The organism is Phaeovulum molybdatiresistens, assembly GCF_023544865.1.
Taxonomy (GTDB): Bacteria; Pseudomonadota; Alphaproteobacteria; order Rhodobacterales; family Rhodobacteraceae; genus Pontitalea.
On record NZ_JAMJFX010000002.1, the window covers coordinates 39,278 to 56,504 of the forward strand.

16 protein-coding genes and 1 tRNA gene are annotated in these 17,227 nt (G+C 65.0%); 9 read left to right on the forward strand and 8 right to left on the reverse strand.

The window, feature by feature from the left end; all coding sequences use genetic code 11:
- Nucleotide 1: 1 nt before the first annotated feature.
- The 5 genes from trmFO to MXB90_RS02565 all read right to left on the reverse strand — a co-directional run bounded on the left by trmFO (nucleotide 2) and on the right by MXB90_RS02565 (nucleotide 5,765).
- Complete coding sequence (trmFO, locus tag MXB90_RS02545) at nucleotides 2-1,339, reverse strand: methylenetetrahydrofolate--tRNA-(uracil(54)-C(5))-methyltransferase (FADH(2)-oxidizing) TrmFO (RefSeq protein ID WP_250040702.1); 1,338 nt, start codon at nucleotides 1,337-1,339, stop codon at nucleotides 2-4.
- A gap of 35 nt (nucleotides 1,340-1,374) precedes the next feature.
- Nucleotides 1,375-1,725, reverse strand: a complete 351-nt coding sequence (locus tag MXB90_RS02550) for a DUF6614 family protein (RefSeq protein ID WP_250040704.1) — start codon at nucleotides 1,723-1,725, stop codon at nucleotides 1,375-1,377.
- Nucleotides 1,726-1,865: 140 nt separating this feature from the next.
- Nucleotides 1,866-4,592 carry a DNA gyrase subunit A gene (gyrA, locus tag MXB90_RS02555; RefSeq protein ID WP_462982200.1) on the reverse strand — a complete coding sequence of 909 codons (2,727 nt, stop codon included), beginning with the start codon at nucleotides 4,590-4,592 and terminating at the stop codon, nucleotides 1,866-1,868.
- A 98-nt stretch (nucleotides 4,593-4,690) separates the two neighbouring features.
- Nucleotides 4,691-5,206, reverse strand: a complete 516-nt coding sequence (locus tag MXB90_RS02560; RefSeq protein ID WP_250040707.1) for a disulfide bond formation protein B — start codon at nucleotides 5,204-5,206, stop codon at nucleotides 4,691-4,693.
- Nucleotides 5,187-5,765: a YqaA family protein gene (locus tag MXB90_RS02565; RefSeq protein WP_250040708.1), complete on the reverse strand. Its 579-nt coding sequence runs from the start codon at nucleotides 5,763-5,765 to the stop codon at nucleotides 5,187-5,189. Before MXB90_RS02565 ends, MXB90_RS02560 begins: the two co-directional genes overlap by 20 nt.
- 162 nt (nucleotides 5,766-5,927) lie before the next feature.
- On the opposite strand from MXB90_RS02565, the gene ypfJ reads away from it, so the two are divergent.
- The 4 genes from ypfJ to MXB90_RS02585 all read left to right on the forward strand — a co-directional run bounded on the left by ypfJ (nucleotide 5,928) and on the right by MXB90_RS02585 (nucleotide 9,627).
- Nucleotides 5,928-6,770 carry a KPN_02809 family neutral zinc metallopeptidase gene (gene ypfJ, locus MXB90_RS02570; RefSeq protein WP_250040711.1) on the forward strand — a complete coding sequence of 281 codons (843 nt, stop codon included), beginning with the start codon at nucleotides 5,928-5,930 and terminating at the stop codon, nucleotides 6,768-6,770.
- A 47-nt stretch (nucleotides 6,771-6,817) separates the two neighbouring features.
- Nucleotides 6,818-6,901 (forward strand) — tRNA-Leu (locus tag MXB90_RS02575).
- A 217-nt stretch (nucleotides 6,902-7,118) separates the two neighbouring features.
- Nucleotides 7,119-9,194: a Hint domain-containing protein gene (locus MXB90_RS02580; protein WP_250040712.1), complete on the forward strand. Its 2,076-nt coding sequence runs from the start codon at nucleotides 7,119-7,121 to the stop codon at nucleotides 9,192-9,194.
- Between the two features lie 178 nt (nucleotides 9,195-9,372).
- Entirely contained in the window at nucleotides 9,373-9,627 is a 255-nt protein-coding gene (locus MXB90_RS02585) for a hypothetical protein (RefSeq protein WP_250040713.1), read from the forward strand.
- A 79-nt stretch (nucleotides 9,628-9,706) separates the two neighbouring features.
- Here the strand turns inward: MXB90_RS02585 and MXB90_RS02590 are convergent, their stop codons facing one another.
- Nucleotides 9,707-9,904 (reverse strand): DUF1127 domain-containing protein, encoded by a 198-nt coding sequence (locus MXB90_RS02590; RefSeq protein ID WP_250040714.1) that lies wholly within the window; start codon nucleotides 9,902-9,904, stop codon nucleotides 9,707-9,709.
- 85 nt (nucleotides 9,905-9,989) lie between these two features.
- Here MXB90_RS02590 and MXB90_RS02595 point away from each other — a divergent pair, with 85 nt between their 5' ends.
- The 5 genes from MXB90_RS02595 (at nucleotide 9,990) to MXB90_RS02615 (ending at nucleotide 14,874) form a co-directional block, all read left to right on the forward strand.
- Nucleotides 9,990-11,396, forward strand: a complete 1,407-nt coding sequence (locus MXB90_RS02595) for an aminotransferase-like domain-containing protein (protein ID WP_250040715.1) — start codon at nucleotides 9,990-9,992, stop codon at nucleotides 11,394-11,396.
- A gap of 16 nt (nucleotides 11,397-11,412) precedes the next feature.
- Complete coding sequence (locus tag MXB90_RS02600; RefSeq protein ID WP_250040716.1) at nucleotides 11,413-11,958, forward strand: hypothetical protein; 546 nt, start codon at nucleotides 11,413-11,415, stop codon at nucleotides 11,956-11,958.
- Nucleotides 11,959-12,095: 137 nt separating this feature from the next.
- A complete protein-coding gene (locus MXB90_RS02605; RefSeq protein WP_250040717.1) occupies nucleotides 12,096-12,980 on the forward strand; it encodes an ABC transporter permease in 885 nt (294 codons plus the stop codon).
- Complete coding sequence (locus MXB90_RS02610) at nucleotides 12,977-13,783, forward strand: ABC transporter permease (RefSeq protein WP_250040719.1); 807 nt, start codon at nucleotides 12,977-12,979, stop codon at nucleotides 13,781-13,783. Before MXB90_RS02605 ends, MXB90_RS02610 begins: the two co-directional genes overlap by 4 nt.
- A gap of 14 nt (nucleotides 13,784-13,797) precedes the next feature.
- The gene (locus MXB90_RS02615) at nucleotides 13,798-14,874 is read left to right on the forward strand and encodes an ABC transporter ATP-binding protein (RefSeq protein WP_250040721.1); all 1,077 of its coding nucleotides are present in this window, start codon (nucleotides 13,798-13,800) and stop codon (nucleotides 14,872-14,874) included.
- Nucleotides 14,875-15,012: 138 nt separating this feature from the next.
- On the opposite strand, the gene typA is transcribed toward MXB90_RS02615, so the two are convergent.
- Entirely contained in the window at nucleotides 15,013-16,830 is a 1,818-nt protein-coding gene (gene typA, locus MXB90_RS02620; protein ID WP_250040732.1) for a translational GTPase TypA, read from the reverse strand.
- A 61-nt stretch (nucleotides 16,831-16,891) separates the two neighbouring features.
- A complete protein-coding gene (locus tag MXB90_RS02625; RefSeq protein ID WP_250040735.1) occupies nucleotides 16,892-17,227 on the reverse strand; it encodes a DMT family transporter in 336 nt (111 codons plus the stop codon).

Here is a 17,227-nt window from a genome sequence, read left to right on the forward strand (position 1 = left end):
CTTAGCCTTGTTCCGCAAGCCATTGGGAAAAAGACTCTTTCGCACGGTCGGTGTAGGCCTTGTAACGATCCTTCCGGCCCCGGCGTCCGCCCTTGGCATCAATCGGCGGGAACAGGCCGAAGTTCACATTCATCGGCTGGAAGGTCTTGGCCTCGGCGCCGCCGGTGATGTGGTGGACCAGGCTGCCCATCGCGGTTTCGGGCGGCGGCGGCGCCAAATCGCGCCCCTGAATCGCGGCGGCGGCCATGCGGCCCGCCAGCAGGCCCATCGCGGCGCTTTCGACATAGCCTTCCACCCCGGTGATCTGTCCGGCAAAGCGGATGTTGGGCCGTGATTTCAGCCGCGTCCGGTCATCCAGAAGCCGGGGCGAGTTGATGAAGGTGTTGCGATGAATGCCGCCCAGACGCGCGAATGACGCGTTTTCAAGCCCCGGAATCATCCGGAAAACATGGGTTTGCGCGCCATACTTCATCTTGGTCTGGAAGCCTACGATATTATACAGCGTGCCCAATGCATTGTCGCGGCGCAACTGGACCACGGCATAGGGCTTGTTGGCCGGATCATGCGCATTGGTCAGCCCCACCGGCTTCATCGGACCGTGGCGCAGGGTTTCACGCCCGCGTTCGGCCATCACCTCGATCGGCAGGCAACCATCGAAATAGCCAGCAGTCTCACCCTCATGAAACTCGGTCTTTTCGGCGGCCAGAAGCGCATCGATGAACGCCTCATACTGATCGCGCGTCATCGGGCAGTTGATATAGGCGCGCTGTTCTTCCTCGGTCTCGCCCTTGTCATAGCGGCTCTGGCGCCAGGCGATGTCCATGTCGATCGTCTCTGCATAGACGATCGGCGCGATCGCATCGAAAAACGCCAGGCTTTCGGCCCCGGTTTCGGCCCGGATGCTTTCGGCCAACGCCCCCGAGGTCAGCGGCCCGGTTGCAATGATCCAGTGGCCGTCGGCGGGAAGATCCGTAACCTCTTCATGTGAAAAAGAAATCCCGGGATGGGCGCGCAAGGCCGCCGTCACCGCTTCGGAAAAGGCGTCGCGGTCAACGGCCAGCGCGCCACCCGCCGGCAGCCGGTGCGCCTGCGCCATGCGCATCAGCAAGCCATCCGCCGCGCGCATTTCCCAGTGCAAAAGACCCACGGCGTTCCGCTCATCATCGTCCGATCGGAACGAATTCGAGCAGACCATTTCCGCGTAATTTCCCGTGCGATGCGCAAAGGTTTCCACCTTCGGGCGCATCTCGTGCAGAACGACGCGCACGCCCGCCTCGGCCGCCTGCCAGGCAGCCTCGGACCCGGCCATGCCGCCGCCGATGATATGAAGCGTTTCCATGCCGGTTAGATAGCGCCCCGGTCCGATCTGCGCAATCAGATCAGCGCGATCCTTTCACGCCGTTCCGGGTCGGGGAAGGGACGGTATAGCCCCACCTCGGCGCGGGCGATCATGCCGTGCATCTGGTCATAGCGATGGGCCGCCGCATCATCCACCCGCCCGATCGCGGTAAAGGCCGCATCGAGCGCCGTCATGCTGTCCACCTCCAGCTCCAGCAGAAAGTCGGCCTGACCATCCGCCGCCAGCCCCAGCTTGCGCCGCAGCAACCGCCAGCCCCGGATCAACCCGCGATCCTGCAGCAGGCCCATCCAAGCCTCTACCGCCGCGGAAAACGCCAGTGCCTTGGCGTCCGATTTCAGCTCGATCATGCAGTGATACAGGTTCATGGTCACCTCCGCCCGGCAGCAGACCATGCCCGCATTGAAAAAGCCTTAATCCCCTTCGGCTTTGCCCAAATATCCCGGGGGGTGAGGGCGAAGCCCGAGGGGGGCAGCGCCCCCCTCTGCCAGATATGAAGCTGCCGCCCTCAGGCCTCTTCGTCGCCCTGATCGGCGATCCGGGCGACCGAAACCACCTCTTCGCCGGCGCCCGTGTCGAACACCTTCACCCCGCCCGCCGACCGCGAGCGGAAGGAAATCTGATCGACGGGGCAGCGAATCGACTGGCCGGTCGATGTCGCCAGCATCACCTGATCCGACAGCTCGACCGGGAACGAGGCAATCAACGCCCCGCCACGCATCGTCTTTTCAAAGGCGGTCACACCCTGGCCGCCACGCCCGCGCACCGGGTAATCGTGGCTGGACGAAATCTTGCCCTGGCCCTTGACGGTGATGGTCAGGATCAGGTCTTCGGCGGCCGACATCTCGGCATAGCGTTCGGTGGACAGCGCGCCCGCCTCGGCCACGGTTTCCTCGTCATCGGTTTCGACGGGCTCATCCTCGGTCGCGCCCATCACCGCGCGTTTCATCCGGATGAAGGCCACGCGTTCCTCGGGTGTTGCCTCGAAATGGCGGATCACCGACATCGACACGACCGAATCCCCCGATGCCAGCCGCACGCCGCGCACGCCGGTCGAATCGCGGCCCTTGAAGACGCGCACCTCGGTCACGGGGAAGCGGATCGCGCGGCCATTGGCGGTGACCAGCATCACATCGTCATCCTCGGTGCACATGCGGGTGTTCACCAGCGTCACGCCCTCGGGCAGTTTCATCGCGATCTTGCCGTTGCGTTTGACATTGGCGAAATCCGACAGCGCGTTGCGGCGCACATCGCCATCCGAGGTGGCAAAGAACACCTGGTAGTTGTCCCATTCGCTTTCGGGCGCATCCACCGGCATCAGCGCCGCGATCGACACGCCGGTCGGGATCGGCAGGATGTTCACGATCGCCTTGCCCTTGGCGGTGCGCGACCCCAGCGGCAGGCGCCAGCACTTCAGGCTATATACCATGCCGTCGGTGGTGAAGAACAGCAATTGCGTGTGGGTATTGGCCACGAACAGCGTGGTGACGACGTCGTCTTCCTTGGTTGCCATCGAGGACAAGCCCTTGCCGCCGCGGCGCTGCGCGCGGAATTCGGCCAAGGGCGTTCGCTTGATATAGCCGCCCGAGGTGATGGTGACGACCATATCCTCGCGCTCGATCAGGTCTTCGTCGTCCAGATCGCCGGCCCAGTCCACGATTTCGGTGCGCCGCGGCACGGCATAGGCGGCCCGCACCTCGCGCAGCTCATCCGCGATGATCGCCATGATCCGTTCGCGCGAGGCCAGGATCGCCAGATATTCGCGGATCTTCGCGGCCAGTTCCTGCAGTTCGTCGGTGACTTCCTGCACCCCCATCGCGGTCAGGCGCTGCAACCGCAGGTCCAGGATCGCCCGCGCCTGAATTTCCGACAGGTTGTAGGTGCCATCGTCATTGATTGGATGCAGCGGGTCGTCGATCAGGCGGATGTAATCGGCAATCTCATGGGCGGGCCAGCGCCGGGTCATCAGCCGGTCGCGCGCCTCGGCCGGGTCCTTTGAGGACCGGATCGTCGCCACAACCTCGTCCACGTTCGACACCGCGACCGCCAGACCGCACAGGATATGGCTGCGTTCACGCGCCTTGCGCAGTTCATAGGCCGTACGGCGCGCCACAACTTCTTCGCGGAAGGTGATGAAATGATGCAGAAAATCCCGCAGCGTCAGCTGTTCCGGGCGGCCCCCGTTCAGCGCCAGCATGTTGCACCCGAACGAGGTTTGCAGCGGCGTGAAACGATAGAGCTGGTTCAGCACCACATCGGGCGTCGCGTCGCGCTTCAGCTCGATCACCACCCGCACGCCGACCCGGTCGGATTCGTCGGCGATGTTGGAAATGCCTTCCAGCTTCTTGTCGCGGACCAGTTCGGCCATCTTTTCGATCATCGTGGCCTTGTTCACCTGATAGGGGATTTCGTCCACGATGATGGCATAGCGATCCTTGCGGATTTCCTCGACCCGGGTCTTCGCGCGGATGATGACGCTGCCGCGCCCTTCCAGATAGGCCTTGCGCGCGCCGCCGCGCCCCATGATCTGCGCGCCGGTCGGGAAATCGGGGCCGGGGATGTACTCCATCAGCCCTTCCGAGGTCAGATCCGGCGTCTCGATCAGCGCCAGCGTCGCGTCGATCACCTCGCCCAGGTTGTGCGGCGGGATGTTGGTGGCCATACCCACCGCGATGCCGCCCGCGCCATTGACCAGCATGTTGGGGAAGCGCGCGGGCAGAACCGTGGGTTCGCGGTCCTTGCCGTCGTAATTGTCCTGGAAATCGACAGTGTCTTTTTCGATATCGGCCAGCAGCGCCGAGGCGGGCTTGTCCATCCGCACTTCGGTGTAGCGCATCGCGGCCGCGCTATCGCCATCCATCGAGCCGAAGTTGCCCTGGCCGTCCAGCAGCGGCAGGCTCATGGAAAAGCCCTGCGCCATCCGCACCAGCGCGTCATAGATCGCGGCATCGCCGTGCGGGTGATACTTACCCATCACATCGCCCACGGGGCGGGCCGATTTGCGATAGGGCTTTTCATGAGTGTTGCCGGTTTCGTGCATCGCATAGAGGATGCGCCGGTGCACCGGCTTCAGACCGTCGCGCAGATCGGGGATCGCGCGGCTGACGATCACGCTCATGGCGTAATCGAGATAGGCGGTCTTCATCTCTTGCGCGATGGAAACGGTCGGCCCTTCGTAATGCGGGCGCTTGGGCCCGTCTTCCATCAGGTCCGGCGTATCTGGCGTATCGGTCACGGCTGGCTCGCCCTTCTAGATATTGTTGGCCCGATGTATAGCCGATCCATGCCTTGGGGTGCAATGCGCGAACGCGGCCCCGGGGCTTTGCAAGTGGCTCAGGCCCGGCCGCGTGCGCGGACAAAGGCCGCGATCCACAGCGCGGCAAAGGCAAAAGAGGCGATGGCATTCAGATTGGGCATCGTCACGCCCCACATCTGCCAGGCGATTTCATCGCAGCGGATCAGCGGCGCGGCCTGGATCTGCGCCAGCAGATCCTGCGCCGAAAGGGTGCCGATCGGCCCCGAGGTGCAGCTGTCGGGCCCCTCGAACAGGCCCCGTTCCACCCCCGAATGATAAACCCCGATGGCGCCGGTCAGCGCCGCAGCCCCGGCGCCTGCCAGCGCGCCCGCGCGAAAGACCGCGCCCGGCAGCCGCAGCACCATCAGCACCGCGCCCAGCAGGGCCGCAAACAGATGCGGCCAGCGCTGTGTGATGCACAGATCGCAAGGGGCGACGCCGAAATACTGAAACACCAGCGCCGCGATCAGCACCGCGGCCGATCCCGCCGCGGCCAGCCCCGCCATCACGCGCGCGGGCAGGTCGCACAGGCGATCAAAGATGGCGCGCGGCATAGAAACCTCCGATCAGCAGGATGACGAAAAGGGTGAACAACAGGCCCAGACGCCGCTCGATGAAATCGCGGATCGGCGCGCCGAATTTCCACAACAGCCACGCCACCAAAAAGAACCGCAGCGCGCGTGCCACCACCGACACGGCCATAAACAGCGGCAGCGACAGCGCGGTTGCGCCCGAAAAGATGGTGATGACCTTGTAGGGAAAGGGCGTCACACCCGCCACCAGCACCGCCCAGCCGCCATAGGCGTTGAACCGCGCGGCCAGCTCGTCAAAGCTTTGGGCCTTGCCGTAGAAATCCAGCACCGGCTGGCCGATCGTCTCCATGAAGCCATGCCCGATCGCATAGCCCAGCAGCCCCCCCAGAACCGAGGCCACCGTGCAGACCATCGCGATGTGAAAGGCGCGCCAGGGCATCGCCAGGATCATCGGGATCATCAGCACATCGGGCGGGATCGGAAAGATCGAGCTTTCGACAAAGGACACCGCCGCCAGCGCCCAGATCGCGTTGCGGTGACCCGCCAGCCCCATCGTCCAGTCATACAGCCGCCGGATCATCTGCGCCCCATTCTTGTGCCGCCTGTTCCTCGCCCGCGCGGGGCGCCGCGTCAAGGCGCGCGCGCAAGGGGCAGGGGCCGCGCGCGCGGATTTGATCTGTTGCGGGGAACCGGGGCGGGGTATTCAAGGTTACGGGATCGGGCAACGCCGGGGGGCAGGGCGATGAAATGGCAGGGCCGGCGGGGCAGCCGCAACATCGAGGACCGGCGCGGCATGGGCCGCGTGGGCGGGGCCGCGGGTCTGGGCGGGGTCGGGCTGATCGCGGTTCTGGTCCTGGGCCTGGTGTTCGATGTCGATGTCACGCCGCTGTTGCAGGGCACCGGCGGCCCGCAGGTGCAATCCGAGCTGAGCCCCGAGGATCAGGCGATGGGCGATTTCGTCTCGGTCACGCTGGCCGATACCGAAGAGGTCTGGGCCCAGATCTTTGCCGCCGACCTGGGGCGCGACTATCTGCCCGCGACGCTGGTGCTGTTTTCCGGGGTCACGCAATCGCCCTGTGGCGGGGCATCGGGGGCGACAGGGCCGTTCTATTGTCCCGCCGACCGCAAGGTCTATCTGGACACGCAGTTCTTCGACACGCTGGCCCATCAACTGGGTGCGCGGGGCGATTTCGCCGCCGCCTATGTCGTCGCGCATGAGGTCGCCCATCATGTCCAGAACGAACTGGGCATTCTGGACCAGGTCAATGCCGCGCGCGCCCGCGCCAGCACGGCACAGTCGAACACGCTGTCGGTGCGGGTGGAACTGCAGGCCGATTGCCTGGCCGGGGTCTGGGCGCGCCATGCCGCGGAAAGTTTCGGCTCGGTTGAGCCCGGCGACGTGGCCGAGGCCATGAATGCCGCCGCGCGCATCGGCGATGACACGCTGCAGCGCAATGCCGGGCGCGTGCCGATGCCCGACAGTTTCACCCACGGCACATCGGACCAGCGCCAATCCTGGTTCGACCGCGGCTTTCAGTCGGGCGACGTCGCGGTTTGCGACAGTTTTGCCGCCCGCGATCTGTAACCAGCATCTTGCCACCGCCCGCGCGCCGCGCTAAGTCACACGCGCTGGCCCGAGTGGCGGAATGGTAGACGCAGGGGATTCAAAATCCCCCGCCGCAAGGCTTGTCGGTTCGAGTCCGACCTCGGGTACCAGCGAATCCTCATCCTTTGAAAAATCTGCTGTCAGGGCCGTAGCGCCCCTGCTGTGTTTTCGTGCATTACGCAACGGCAGCGGGCAGCACGCCGGGTCAGATTGGTAAATGTCTTAAAAAAGTCTTGATCCTGCGGCAGAACCCGACCAGATAGGCAAAAATTGGTAATTGGTGCGCCGCGCGATGTTTTGCGGGCGGTTTTGAATGCGAGTGTGACCTTGACGACGGGAACGAGCGGGAACGACACGCTGATCGGCACGGCCGGCGCGGATACGATCACAGGCTTGACGGGCAACGACAGCATTCGCGGCGAGGCCGGGGATGATCTGATCATTGCCGGGCCTGACAGCCTTCTGTCGGTGCTGCGCATGCTGGACTGGTCGAAACAGGGCAGCAACGGCACCTCGATCGCGGGGGATTTCACGCAAAACACCGGCGGCGTGAATGTGAAGGTCGATTACACCGACCTTGGCCCCGGCACCGGCTTTACCGTCGATACGGTCAACACCGGCTATGTCGAGGATGGCGAAGGCATCCCCGAAAAGTCGATGGCGATCCTGACGGGCACCGGCACCTATTATTCTTACACGTCCAGCGTGAAGCTGGATTTCTCGGCCGTTTCTGGCAGTGGCTATGCCAATGCGGTGGAAAACGTGCTGTTCCGGCTGCAGGACGTGGACCGGGACTACTGGATCGACAAGATCACCGTTCTGGCCTGGAACGGCGATACGGCGGTGCCGGTTACGCTGACGGCGTCGGGGTCGGATGTCGTGTCGGGCAATACCGTGACCGCCGCCGGGGATGCCGATTTCCTTGGCGAGGCCGAGGGATCGGTTCTGGTCTCGGTCCCCGGGCCGGTCACGCGGATCGAGATCCTGTATGACAACGTTGGATCCTCGGACAGTTCACAGCTGATCGGCATTTCCAACGTCGTTTTCGATGCGATTCCCACCGACAATGACACGGTCTATGGCGGCACCGGCAATGACACGATCCTTGGCGGGGCGGGCAATGACCTGCTGTTCGGCGAAGATGGCGATGATGTCCTGTCGGGCGGTGAGGGCCGCGATACGCTGAACGGCGGGCTGGGCAATGACACGCTGGCGGGCGGGGCCGGGGCGGATTCGCTGGTTGGCAGCAGCGGCCTTGATTTCGCCGATTACAGCGCCTCGGCAGCAGGCGTGATCGTGGACCTTGACGCGGGCACCGGCGCGGGGGTGGGCAGCGATGCCGACGGCGACACCCTGTCGGGCGTGGACGGGATCTATGGCTCGGCCTTCGATGATGTGCTTCTGGGCTATGACGGGGAATCGACCAGCGGGTCGGACATCTACACCAACGTCTTCTACGGCGGCGCGGGCAACGATTACCTGGATGGCCGCGGCGGCGGCGATTCGCTGTTTGGTGAGGATGGCGACGACACCATCCTGGGCGGCGCGGGCAATGATACGATCGACGGCGGCGCAGGCCTGGACGTGGTCTTTGGTGGCACCGGGTCCGACCAGATCACCGTCACCACGGGCGAGTCGGTGGGCGAATTCGTCGATGGCGGAGAAGATGCCGATGGCTCGGACATAGATGAGCTGATCGTCAATGGCGGCGCCAAAATCGTCTACGATCCGGAAAATTCCGAAAACGGCACGATCTACTGGCATGGCAGCAGCGCCACCACCACCTTCGCCAATATCGAAAAGGTCACCGTCGTGCCCTGCTTTACCCCCGGCGCGATGATCGAAACCATCGCGGGCCGTGTCGCGGTGCAGGATCTGCGCGTGGGCGACCGGGTGCTGACGCGCGACAACGGCTATCAGACGATCCGGTGGATCGGCCGGCGCGACCTGACCGCGGCGGATCTGGCCGCCAACCCGCAGCTGCAGCCGGTGCGCATCGCGCGCGGCGCGCTGGGTGATGGCTTGCCCGAAGCCGATCTGGTCGTATCGCCGCAGCACCGCATGCTGATCACCGGGCGTCGGGCCGAGCTGCTGTTCGGCGAGGCCGAGGTTCTGGTGGCCGCCGTGCATCTGGTCGGCAGGCCCGGGATCACGCGGGCGACGGTGCCTGCGGTCAGCTACATCCACCTGCTGTGCGACGCGCATGAGATCATCCTGGCCGATGGCGCCTGGACCGAAAGCTATCAGCCTGGTGCTGCCTCGATCGGGGGGCTGGACGGGGCGCAACGCGATGAGCTGTTTGCGATCTTCCCCGAATTGCGCGATGGTCCGGCGGACCGGCTGTGGGATGGCGCGCGCCTGGCGCTGAAGGCGCATGAGGCCCGCGCACTGTTCGCCGCCTGACCGCTGACCGCCTGACCGTCCGACTGCCTGATTGCGCGGGGCAGCAGCCCGGCCCGCTGTGGCGCGGCGGACTCAGTGCTTGGGCGAAATCAGGGGGCTATTGTGCTTTTCATTGACCGGGCGGGGCGCTGTCCGGCATTCCTTGACCATCGGTACAAAACAAGAAACGAGCAGTACGATGGCACAATCGGTTTATCACAGCGCCGCGGGCGGGTGCGATTTCCTGGGCTTGCGCAAGGGGCGCGCGGGCGGAATGGAAATTGTCTATGACGATGGCGTGGCGCGGCGGCTGGTCTGGCGCGTCTGTGGGGCCGCGAATGAACGCCAGCTGGGCGATGCCTTGGCGCGCGCGGTTAACCAGACCCGCGTGATCCCCGCGCTTTACACCGAACTGCGCAAGCGCGCGATCACGATTGACGCGGTAGCAAGCTGAAATTCAATAAAAAACGGCCGGGGAAACCCCGGCCGAGGAAGAGGTACCGTCAGGGGACTGCCGGAACCTGTCTGAATGTCTAGGCGGTCCAGAACGGCCGAGCGACCTCATGCGCGGCGCGGTCGGCATCGATTCCGATATCGCGCAGCAGATGCGCATCCAGCCGCGCCAGCGCCGCACGGCTGCGCTTGCGGTCCGACCAATCCCGGATCCGCTGCAGAAACGCGCGCAGGCCGGGACGGGCAGGGCGGCGATGCGGAAGGGTCAGGCTGGACATGGCGGGCCTTTTGTGTTGCTACAATCCCGAAAGGGTGGTTAGCCTGTCGATACAAAGTGCAGCCAATCGGGTCCAGAGAAACATTGTGACTGATACAACATGGCTTCCCGATCTGGCGGCGCGGTCGGGTCCGAAATATCTGGCGCTGGTGCGGGCCTTGCGCGATGCGGTGCGCGCGGGCGAACTGGCGGTGGGGGCGCAGCTGCCCACGGTGCGCGATCTGGCCTGGCGGCTGGGGGTGACGCCGGGCACGGTGGCGCGCGCCTATCAGATCGCCACCCAGGAAGGCCTGCTGGAAGCCGCCGTTGGCCGGGGCACCTTTGTTGCCGCGCAACGTCGCCGCCTTGGCCCGACCGAGCCGCTGTATTCCCTGCCGCGCACCGACCCCGAGGCGATCGGCGTGGTCGATCTGCGTTCACCCCAGCTGCCCGATGTGGGGCAGGCGGCGGCGCTGGCGCGCGCGATGGCCGCGGCGGCGCAGGACATCGGCTGGCAATATCTGGAATATCCCGGCCTGCGGCGTGACCATTATTGCCGCCAGGCCGCTCTGGAATGGTTTTCCTGCTGTCGTCTGGGCCCGGTCAGCGCCGATGATCTGGTGCTGACCCATGGCGGGCAGAACGGCATCAACATCGTGCTGCAATGCTGCCTGCGTGGCGACCGGCCGGTGGTTCTGGCCGAGGAACTGGCCTATCCCGGCTTTCGTCATGCCGCGCGCCTGAACCGGGCCGAGGTGGTTCCGATCGCGCTGGATCACGAAGGTCTGGTGCCCGAGGCGCTGGACGCGGCCTGCCGGCGCCACCCCGCGCAGCTGGTCTGTGTCACGACCGAGGCGCAGAACCCCACCGCCGTGCGCATGTCCGAGGCGCGCCGCCGCGCCATCGTCGAGGTCGCGCGCATCCACGATCTGCAGATCCTGGAAGATGACTGCTATACCGCCCCCAGTTCCGGCCTGCCGCTTCTGCGCGAACTGGCGCCCGAACGGGTCTGGCATGTGTCCAGCCTGTCCAAGACGATTTCCGCCGGGATGCGCTTTGGCGTTGTCGTCTGCCCCGCGGGCATGGGCGAGGCTGGGCGGCTGGCAGCCCAGCACAGCTATTTCGGTCTGGCGCGTCCGGTGACCGACATCATCACGCGGCTGCTGACCTCGGGCGAGGCGATGGCGCTGCGTCAGACCGCGCAAGACGTGATGGCGCGGCGGCTGGATATCGCGCTGGCGGCGCTTTCGGGGCAGGATGTGTCCTGGCTGCCAGGGCTGTCGTTCCTGTGGCTGCGCCTGCCACTGGGCTGGCGCGCGTCAACCTTCGCGCGCATGGCCGAGGCGGAAGGCGTGCTGTTGCGATCCTCGGACGAATATGTGCTGGTGGATGGACATGCGCCCAATGCGGTGCGTATCGCCATGGCGGGCGGGGTGCAGGAACAGGTCTTTGCCGGCGCGATGGCGCGGCTGGCGCGGCTTCTGGACAATCCGCCCGGCGATCTGCCGGTCTGAATGGGGGGGAAGCCGGATGGCCGAGGATGGATCGGAACTTTTCCTGACGCATTATGTGGCCGGGGCCTGGCGCGCGCCCTTTGGCACGGTTTTGATCGAAAGCGCCGATCCCTGCCACCCGCTGGTGGCGGCGGGGCCGGATGATGTCGCGCGGGTGCGCGCGGCGGCGCAGGCAGCCGCGCCGATCTGGGCGGCGCTTGGGCCCGCGGCGCGCCGCGCGGCCCTGCCTGGTGACTTTGCCGATCTGGCCGGGCCGGGATCTGCCGGATCGAAGGGGGGGCAGCTTTGGCTGCTGCCTTGGGCGGGCGCAGGGTCCACCGCCGCACAGACCGCCGCCGCACAGACCATCGCCGCACTGGCCGGGCTGCTGGTCGCGGGCGATCTGGTCGTGCTGATGCCCGACCCCGCCGATCCGATGCCCGCCTACCGCCTGATGCAGACCCTGCATGCGGCCGGGCTGCAGGGTCGCGCCCCGCCCGCCGGTGTTCTTTCCCTGCTGGCCGCAACCGACGCCGCCGAAGTGGCGGCGGCGCTGGGGGCAAGGCTTGCGACTGGCGGCTGAATGCCAGCCCGAAACCGCGCCCCGGTTGTTGCGCCCCGCTTGCCGCAACGCGCCCCCTTTCCCTTGGCCGTGGCTTGTGCGAACGTGACCACAACGCGCCGGGGGAAACGAGCGCGCGCGAGGGAGTATGTGATCCAATGGCAACGGGTTCGCGATTGAGCCGGTTCACCCGGTCCGAAGCCTTCAACGGCTATGCGCTGGTCGCGCCCACCGCGCTTTATGCGGTGCTGATGCTGGCCGCGCCGCTGGCGACGATCCTGGCGTTTTCCTTCTTCAAGGACGGCTATCTGACGATCATCCGCGAAGTCACCTTTGAAAACTACATCGCCACCTGGACTGACCCGATCTTTCGCGCGATCCTTTTGCGCTCGCTTCTGGTGTCGGGGCTGGTGACGTTGGTCACGGTGGTTCTGGCCTTTCCCATCGCCTATTATGTGTCCTTCCATGTCCGCGCGTCGAACAAGGCGCGCTGGCTTTTTCTGATCACGATCCCGTTCTGGACCAGCTATCTGATCCGGGTGTTCCTGTGGAAGGTGATCCTGGGCTATAACGGCGTGGTCAATTCGGGGCTGGACCTGCTGGGGATCATCGATCAGCCGCTGCAGATGCTGAACACCGTGGGCGCGATCGCGGTGACGCTGGCCCATGCCTATGCGCCCTTCGCGATCCTGCCGATCTTTGTCAGCCTGGAAAAGATCGACCGCTCGCTGCTGGAAGCGGGGCAGGATCTGGGCGAAAGCAAGCTGATGACCTTCTGGCGGGTGACGCTGCCGCTGGCGATGCCGGGCGTGGTGGCGGCGGTGCTGATCGTCTTCATCCCGACGATCGGCGATTATGTGACCCCGGAACTGATCGGCGGGGGCAAGCTGCCGATGGTGGCCAACATGATCCAGGCGCAGATGCTGCCGTTGGACAACAAGCCGATGGGATCGGCCATCGCGGTGTCGGCCATGTCGGTGGTGGCGGTGATTTCGGTCCTGTTCCTGTTCCTCAACCGCCGTTTCCTGAGGGTGCAGAAATGAAGCTTCCGCCCCTGCGCCTTTATGCGCTGGCCTATCTGCTGTTCCTTTATGCGCCGATCCTGCTGTTGCCGATCTTCGCCTTCAACGATGGCACGATCATCGCCTTTCCGCTGAAGGGCTTCACGACCGAATGGTTCGCGCAGATGTTCGCCAACCCCACGCTGGGGCGGGCGCTGAAGAATTCGCTGATCATCGCGCTGGGCACGGCGGTTCTGTCGACCACGCTGGGCATTTTTGCCGCGCGCGCGGGCACGCGGTTTGCCTTTCCGGGCAAGGGCGGGATCATGGGGCTGATCATGCTGCCGCTGGTGCTGCCTGAAATCATCGTGGCGGTGTCGCTGCTGGTGGTGTTTTTGGGTATCGGCGTTCCGCTGTCGGTGTTCACGGTGATGCTGGGCCATGTGCTGATCGCCACGCCCTATGCGATCGCCATCCTGAACACGGCGTTTTCCTCGCTCGACCGCAGCCTGGAAGAGGCCGCCTATGACCTGGGCGAGACGAAATGGGCCACCTTCCGGCTGATCACCCTGCCGCTGGTGATGCCAGGGATCATTTCGTCCTTCCTCATTTCCTTCACGATCAGCCTTGATGAATTCATCATCGCCTTCTTCCTTGCAGGGAATGAACCGACGCTGCCCACCTATATCTTCTCGCAGCTGCGGTTCCCCAAGCAGATCCCGATGATCATGGCGCTGGGCACCGTGCTGGTGCTGGCCTCGATCGTGCTTCTTGCCATTGCAGAATATTTCCGCCGCCGCGGCATCGCGCGCACCGGCGGCAAGGATACCGGAGGCTTCCTGTGAACGACCGCGCCCCCATGATCGAGTTTCGCGACGTCCATAAATATTATGGCGATTACCACGCGCTGCGCGGCATCAATGCTACCATCCGCGCGGGCGAGTTCTTTTCGCTGCTGGGCCCTTCGGGCTGCGGCAAGACCACGCTGTTGCGCACCATCGCGGGGTTTGAGGATATCTCCTCGGGCGTGGTGCTGATCGACGGCAAGGACATGGCCGGGGTGGCGGCGAACAAACGGCCCACCAACATGGTGTTTCAGTCCTACGCGATCTTCCCGCATTTAAGCGTGGAACAGAACGTGGGCTTCGGCCTGCGCCGCGACCCGCGCAGCCAGGCCGAGAAAGACCGGGCCGTGGCCCATGCGCTGGAAATGGTGGGGCTGAAGGGCTATGGCAATCGCGCGGCCCATGCGCTTTCGGGCGGGCAACGCCAGCGGGTGGCGCTGGCCCGCGCGCTGATCCTGAAACCCAAGGTGCTGTTGCTGGATGAACCGCTGTCTGCGCTCGACAAGAAGATCCGCGAACAGATGCAGGTTGAGCTGATCAAGCTGCAGCGCGAGGTGGGCATCACCTTCGTCCTGGTCACCCACGACCAGGAAGAGGCGCTGGTGATGTCCGACCGCATCGCCGTGATGTTCGAGGGCCAGATCGCCCAGCTGGCCGATCCCGAAACGCTCTACCGCCGCCCGAATTCGCGCCAGGTGGCCGATTTCATCGGGGTGATGAACTTCCTGCCCGCCCGTGTGCTGGGCGAGACGGGCAGCCATTTGCAGGTCGAGGTGCCCGGCCTCGGCCAGGTGCAGATCGAGGCGGCCCAGGCCTCGGCCGCACCGGCGGGGGGCGAGGCCTCGGTGGGCTTCCGCCCGGAAACGTTGACGATCCTGTATGAAGGCCAGACCGCGACCGACCGCGAAACCCCCGGCACGATCGACGAGGTCGTCTATTACGGCGACATGACCTATTACGACGTGAAACTGGACGGCGTCGATCGCCCGGTGCGGATTTCGATGCGCAACGTCTTTGGCCGTCCGGTGCTGGATGTCGGTACCCGCACCCGCGTCGCCTGGTCCCCGGGCGCGCTGGTGCTGTTCCGGTAACGAAAAAGGGGGGCGCTGCCCCCCTCGAGCCTGCGGCTCTCACCCCCCGGAGTATTTGCACCAAGAAGAAGCAGCGCGCCTTGTTTCTTCTTGGTCGAAATACTCCGGGGGTCCGGGGGCAGAGCCCCCGGCCTTGGATCACTCGACCTTGGACATGCGCTTGCGTTCGTGCGGGTCCAGGTAGCGTTTGCGCAGGCGGATGATCTTGGGCGTCACCTCGACCAGTTCGTCATCGTCGATATAGGCGATGGCTTCTTCCAGGCTCATGCGCACCGGGGGCGTCAGGCGCACGGCCTCATCCGTGCCCGAGGCGCGGACGTTGGTCAGCTTCTTGCCCTTCAGCGGGTTCACCTCAAGGTCATTGTCGCGCGAATGCTCGCCAATGATCATGCCGGTATAGACCTGTTCCTGCGCGCCGATGAACAGCTTGCCGCGTTCTTCCAGGTTCCACAGCGCGTAGGCCACCGAGACGCCGTTTTCCATCGAGATCAGAACGCCCTGGCGGCGGCCCTGGATCGGGCCCTTGTAGGGTGCCCAGTCGTGGAAGATGCGGTTCAGAACGCCATTGCCGCGGGTGTCGGTCATGAATTCGCCCTGATAGCCGATCAGCCCGCGCGAGGGCACATGGGCCACGATCCGCGTCTTGCCGTGGCCTGCGGGGCGCATTTCCACCAGATCGCCCTTGCGCGGGCCGGTCAGTTTCTCGATCACCGCGCCGGAATATTCGTCATCGACATCGACGATCACTTCCTCGATCGGTTCCAGCCGTTCGCCGCCCTCCTCGCGGAAGATCACTCGGGGGCGGGAAATCGACAGCTCGAACCCCTCGCGGCGCATGTTTTCGATCAGCACGCCCATCTGCAATTCGCCGCGCCCCGAGACCACGAAGGCATCGCCCGAGGGCGTATCCTCAACCCGGATCGCCACGTTCGATTCGGCCTCTTTCAACAGGCGTTCGCGGATCACGCGCGATTGCACCTTGCTGCCGTCACGGCCCGCAAGGGGGCTGTCGTTGATGCCGAAGGTGACCGAGATCGTCGGCGGGTCGATGGGCTGCGAGGGGATGGCGGCATCGACATCCAGCGCGCAGAGCGTGTCGGCCACGGTGGCCTTGCTCATCCCCGCGATGGACACGATGTCGCCCGCGACCGCCTCGTCGATCGGTTGCTGCGACAGGCCGCGGAAGGCCAGGATCTTGGTGCAGCGGAACTGTTCGATCCGCTCGCCGGTGCGCGACAGCGCCTTGAGCGTGTCGCCGACCTTCAGCCGACCCGATTCCACCCGCCCCGTCAGGATGCGCCCGATGAACGGGTCCGCGCCCAGCGTGGTGGCCAGCATCGAGAAGGGCTCGGCCTCGCGCGCGATCTGTTTCGGGGGTTGCACATGGCGCACGATCAGATCGAACAGCGCGGTGAAATCCTTGCGCGGGCCATCCAGGGCCTCATCCGCCCAGCCGCCGATGCCGCTGGCATAGACATGGGGGAAGTCCAGCTGTTCATCGCTGGCGCCAAGGTTGGCGAAAAGGTCGAAGACCTCATTGAGCGCGCGGTCGGGTTCGGCCGCGGGTTTGTCGACCTTGTTCAGCACGACGATGGGTTTTAGCCCCAGCGCCAGCGCCTTCGAGGTGACGAATTTCGTCTGCGGCATCGGTCCCTCGGCCGCATCCACCAACAGGCAGACGCCGTCCACCATGGACAGGATGCGTTCCACCTCGCCGCCGAAATCGGCGTGGCCGGGGGTGTCGACGATGTTGATCCGCGTGCCTTTCCATTCGACGCTGGTCGCCTTGGCCAGGATGGTGATGCCGCGTTCGCGTTCGATGTCGTTGCTGTCCATCACCCGTTCGGCGACGGCCTGATTTTCCCGGAAGGCCCCGGATTGTTTCAGAAGCTGGTCGACCAGCGTGGTCTTGCCGTGGTCAACGTGTGCGATGATCGCAATATTGCGAAGGTCCATAAGTGTCCGCCATTGTATGCTGCGCCGCCGCGCATAGTCGAAAACGCCCGCAAAGACCAGACTAATGCGTGGCTGAACGGGAAAAGACGTTGATGACGACGATTCCGGCGATGATCAGCGCGATGCCCAGCAGCGCCGCGCCATCCAGCACCTGACCAAAGAACAGCCGTCCCGCGCCCGCGATCAGGATAATGCCGATCCCCGACCACAGCGCATAGGTGACGCCCAGCGGCAGGTCGCGCAGCACCAGTGCAAAGAACCAGAAGGCCGCGCCGAACCCCACAAAGACCCCGACCGAGGGCCAGAACCGCGTGAACTGCTGGCTGGCCTGCAGGCAGGCCGACCCGAAGGTTTCAAACAGGACGGCGATCAGCAAAAGCAGATAGGTCTTGGCCAT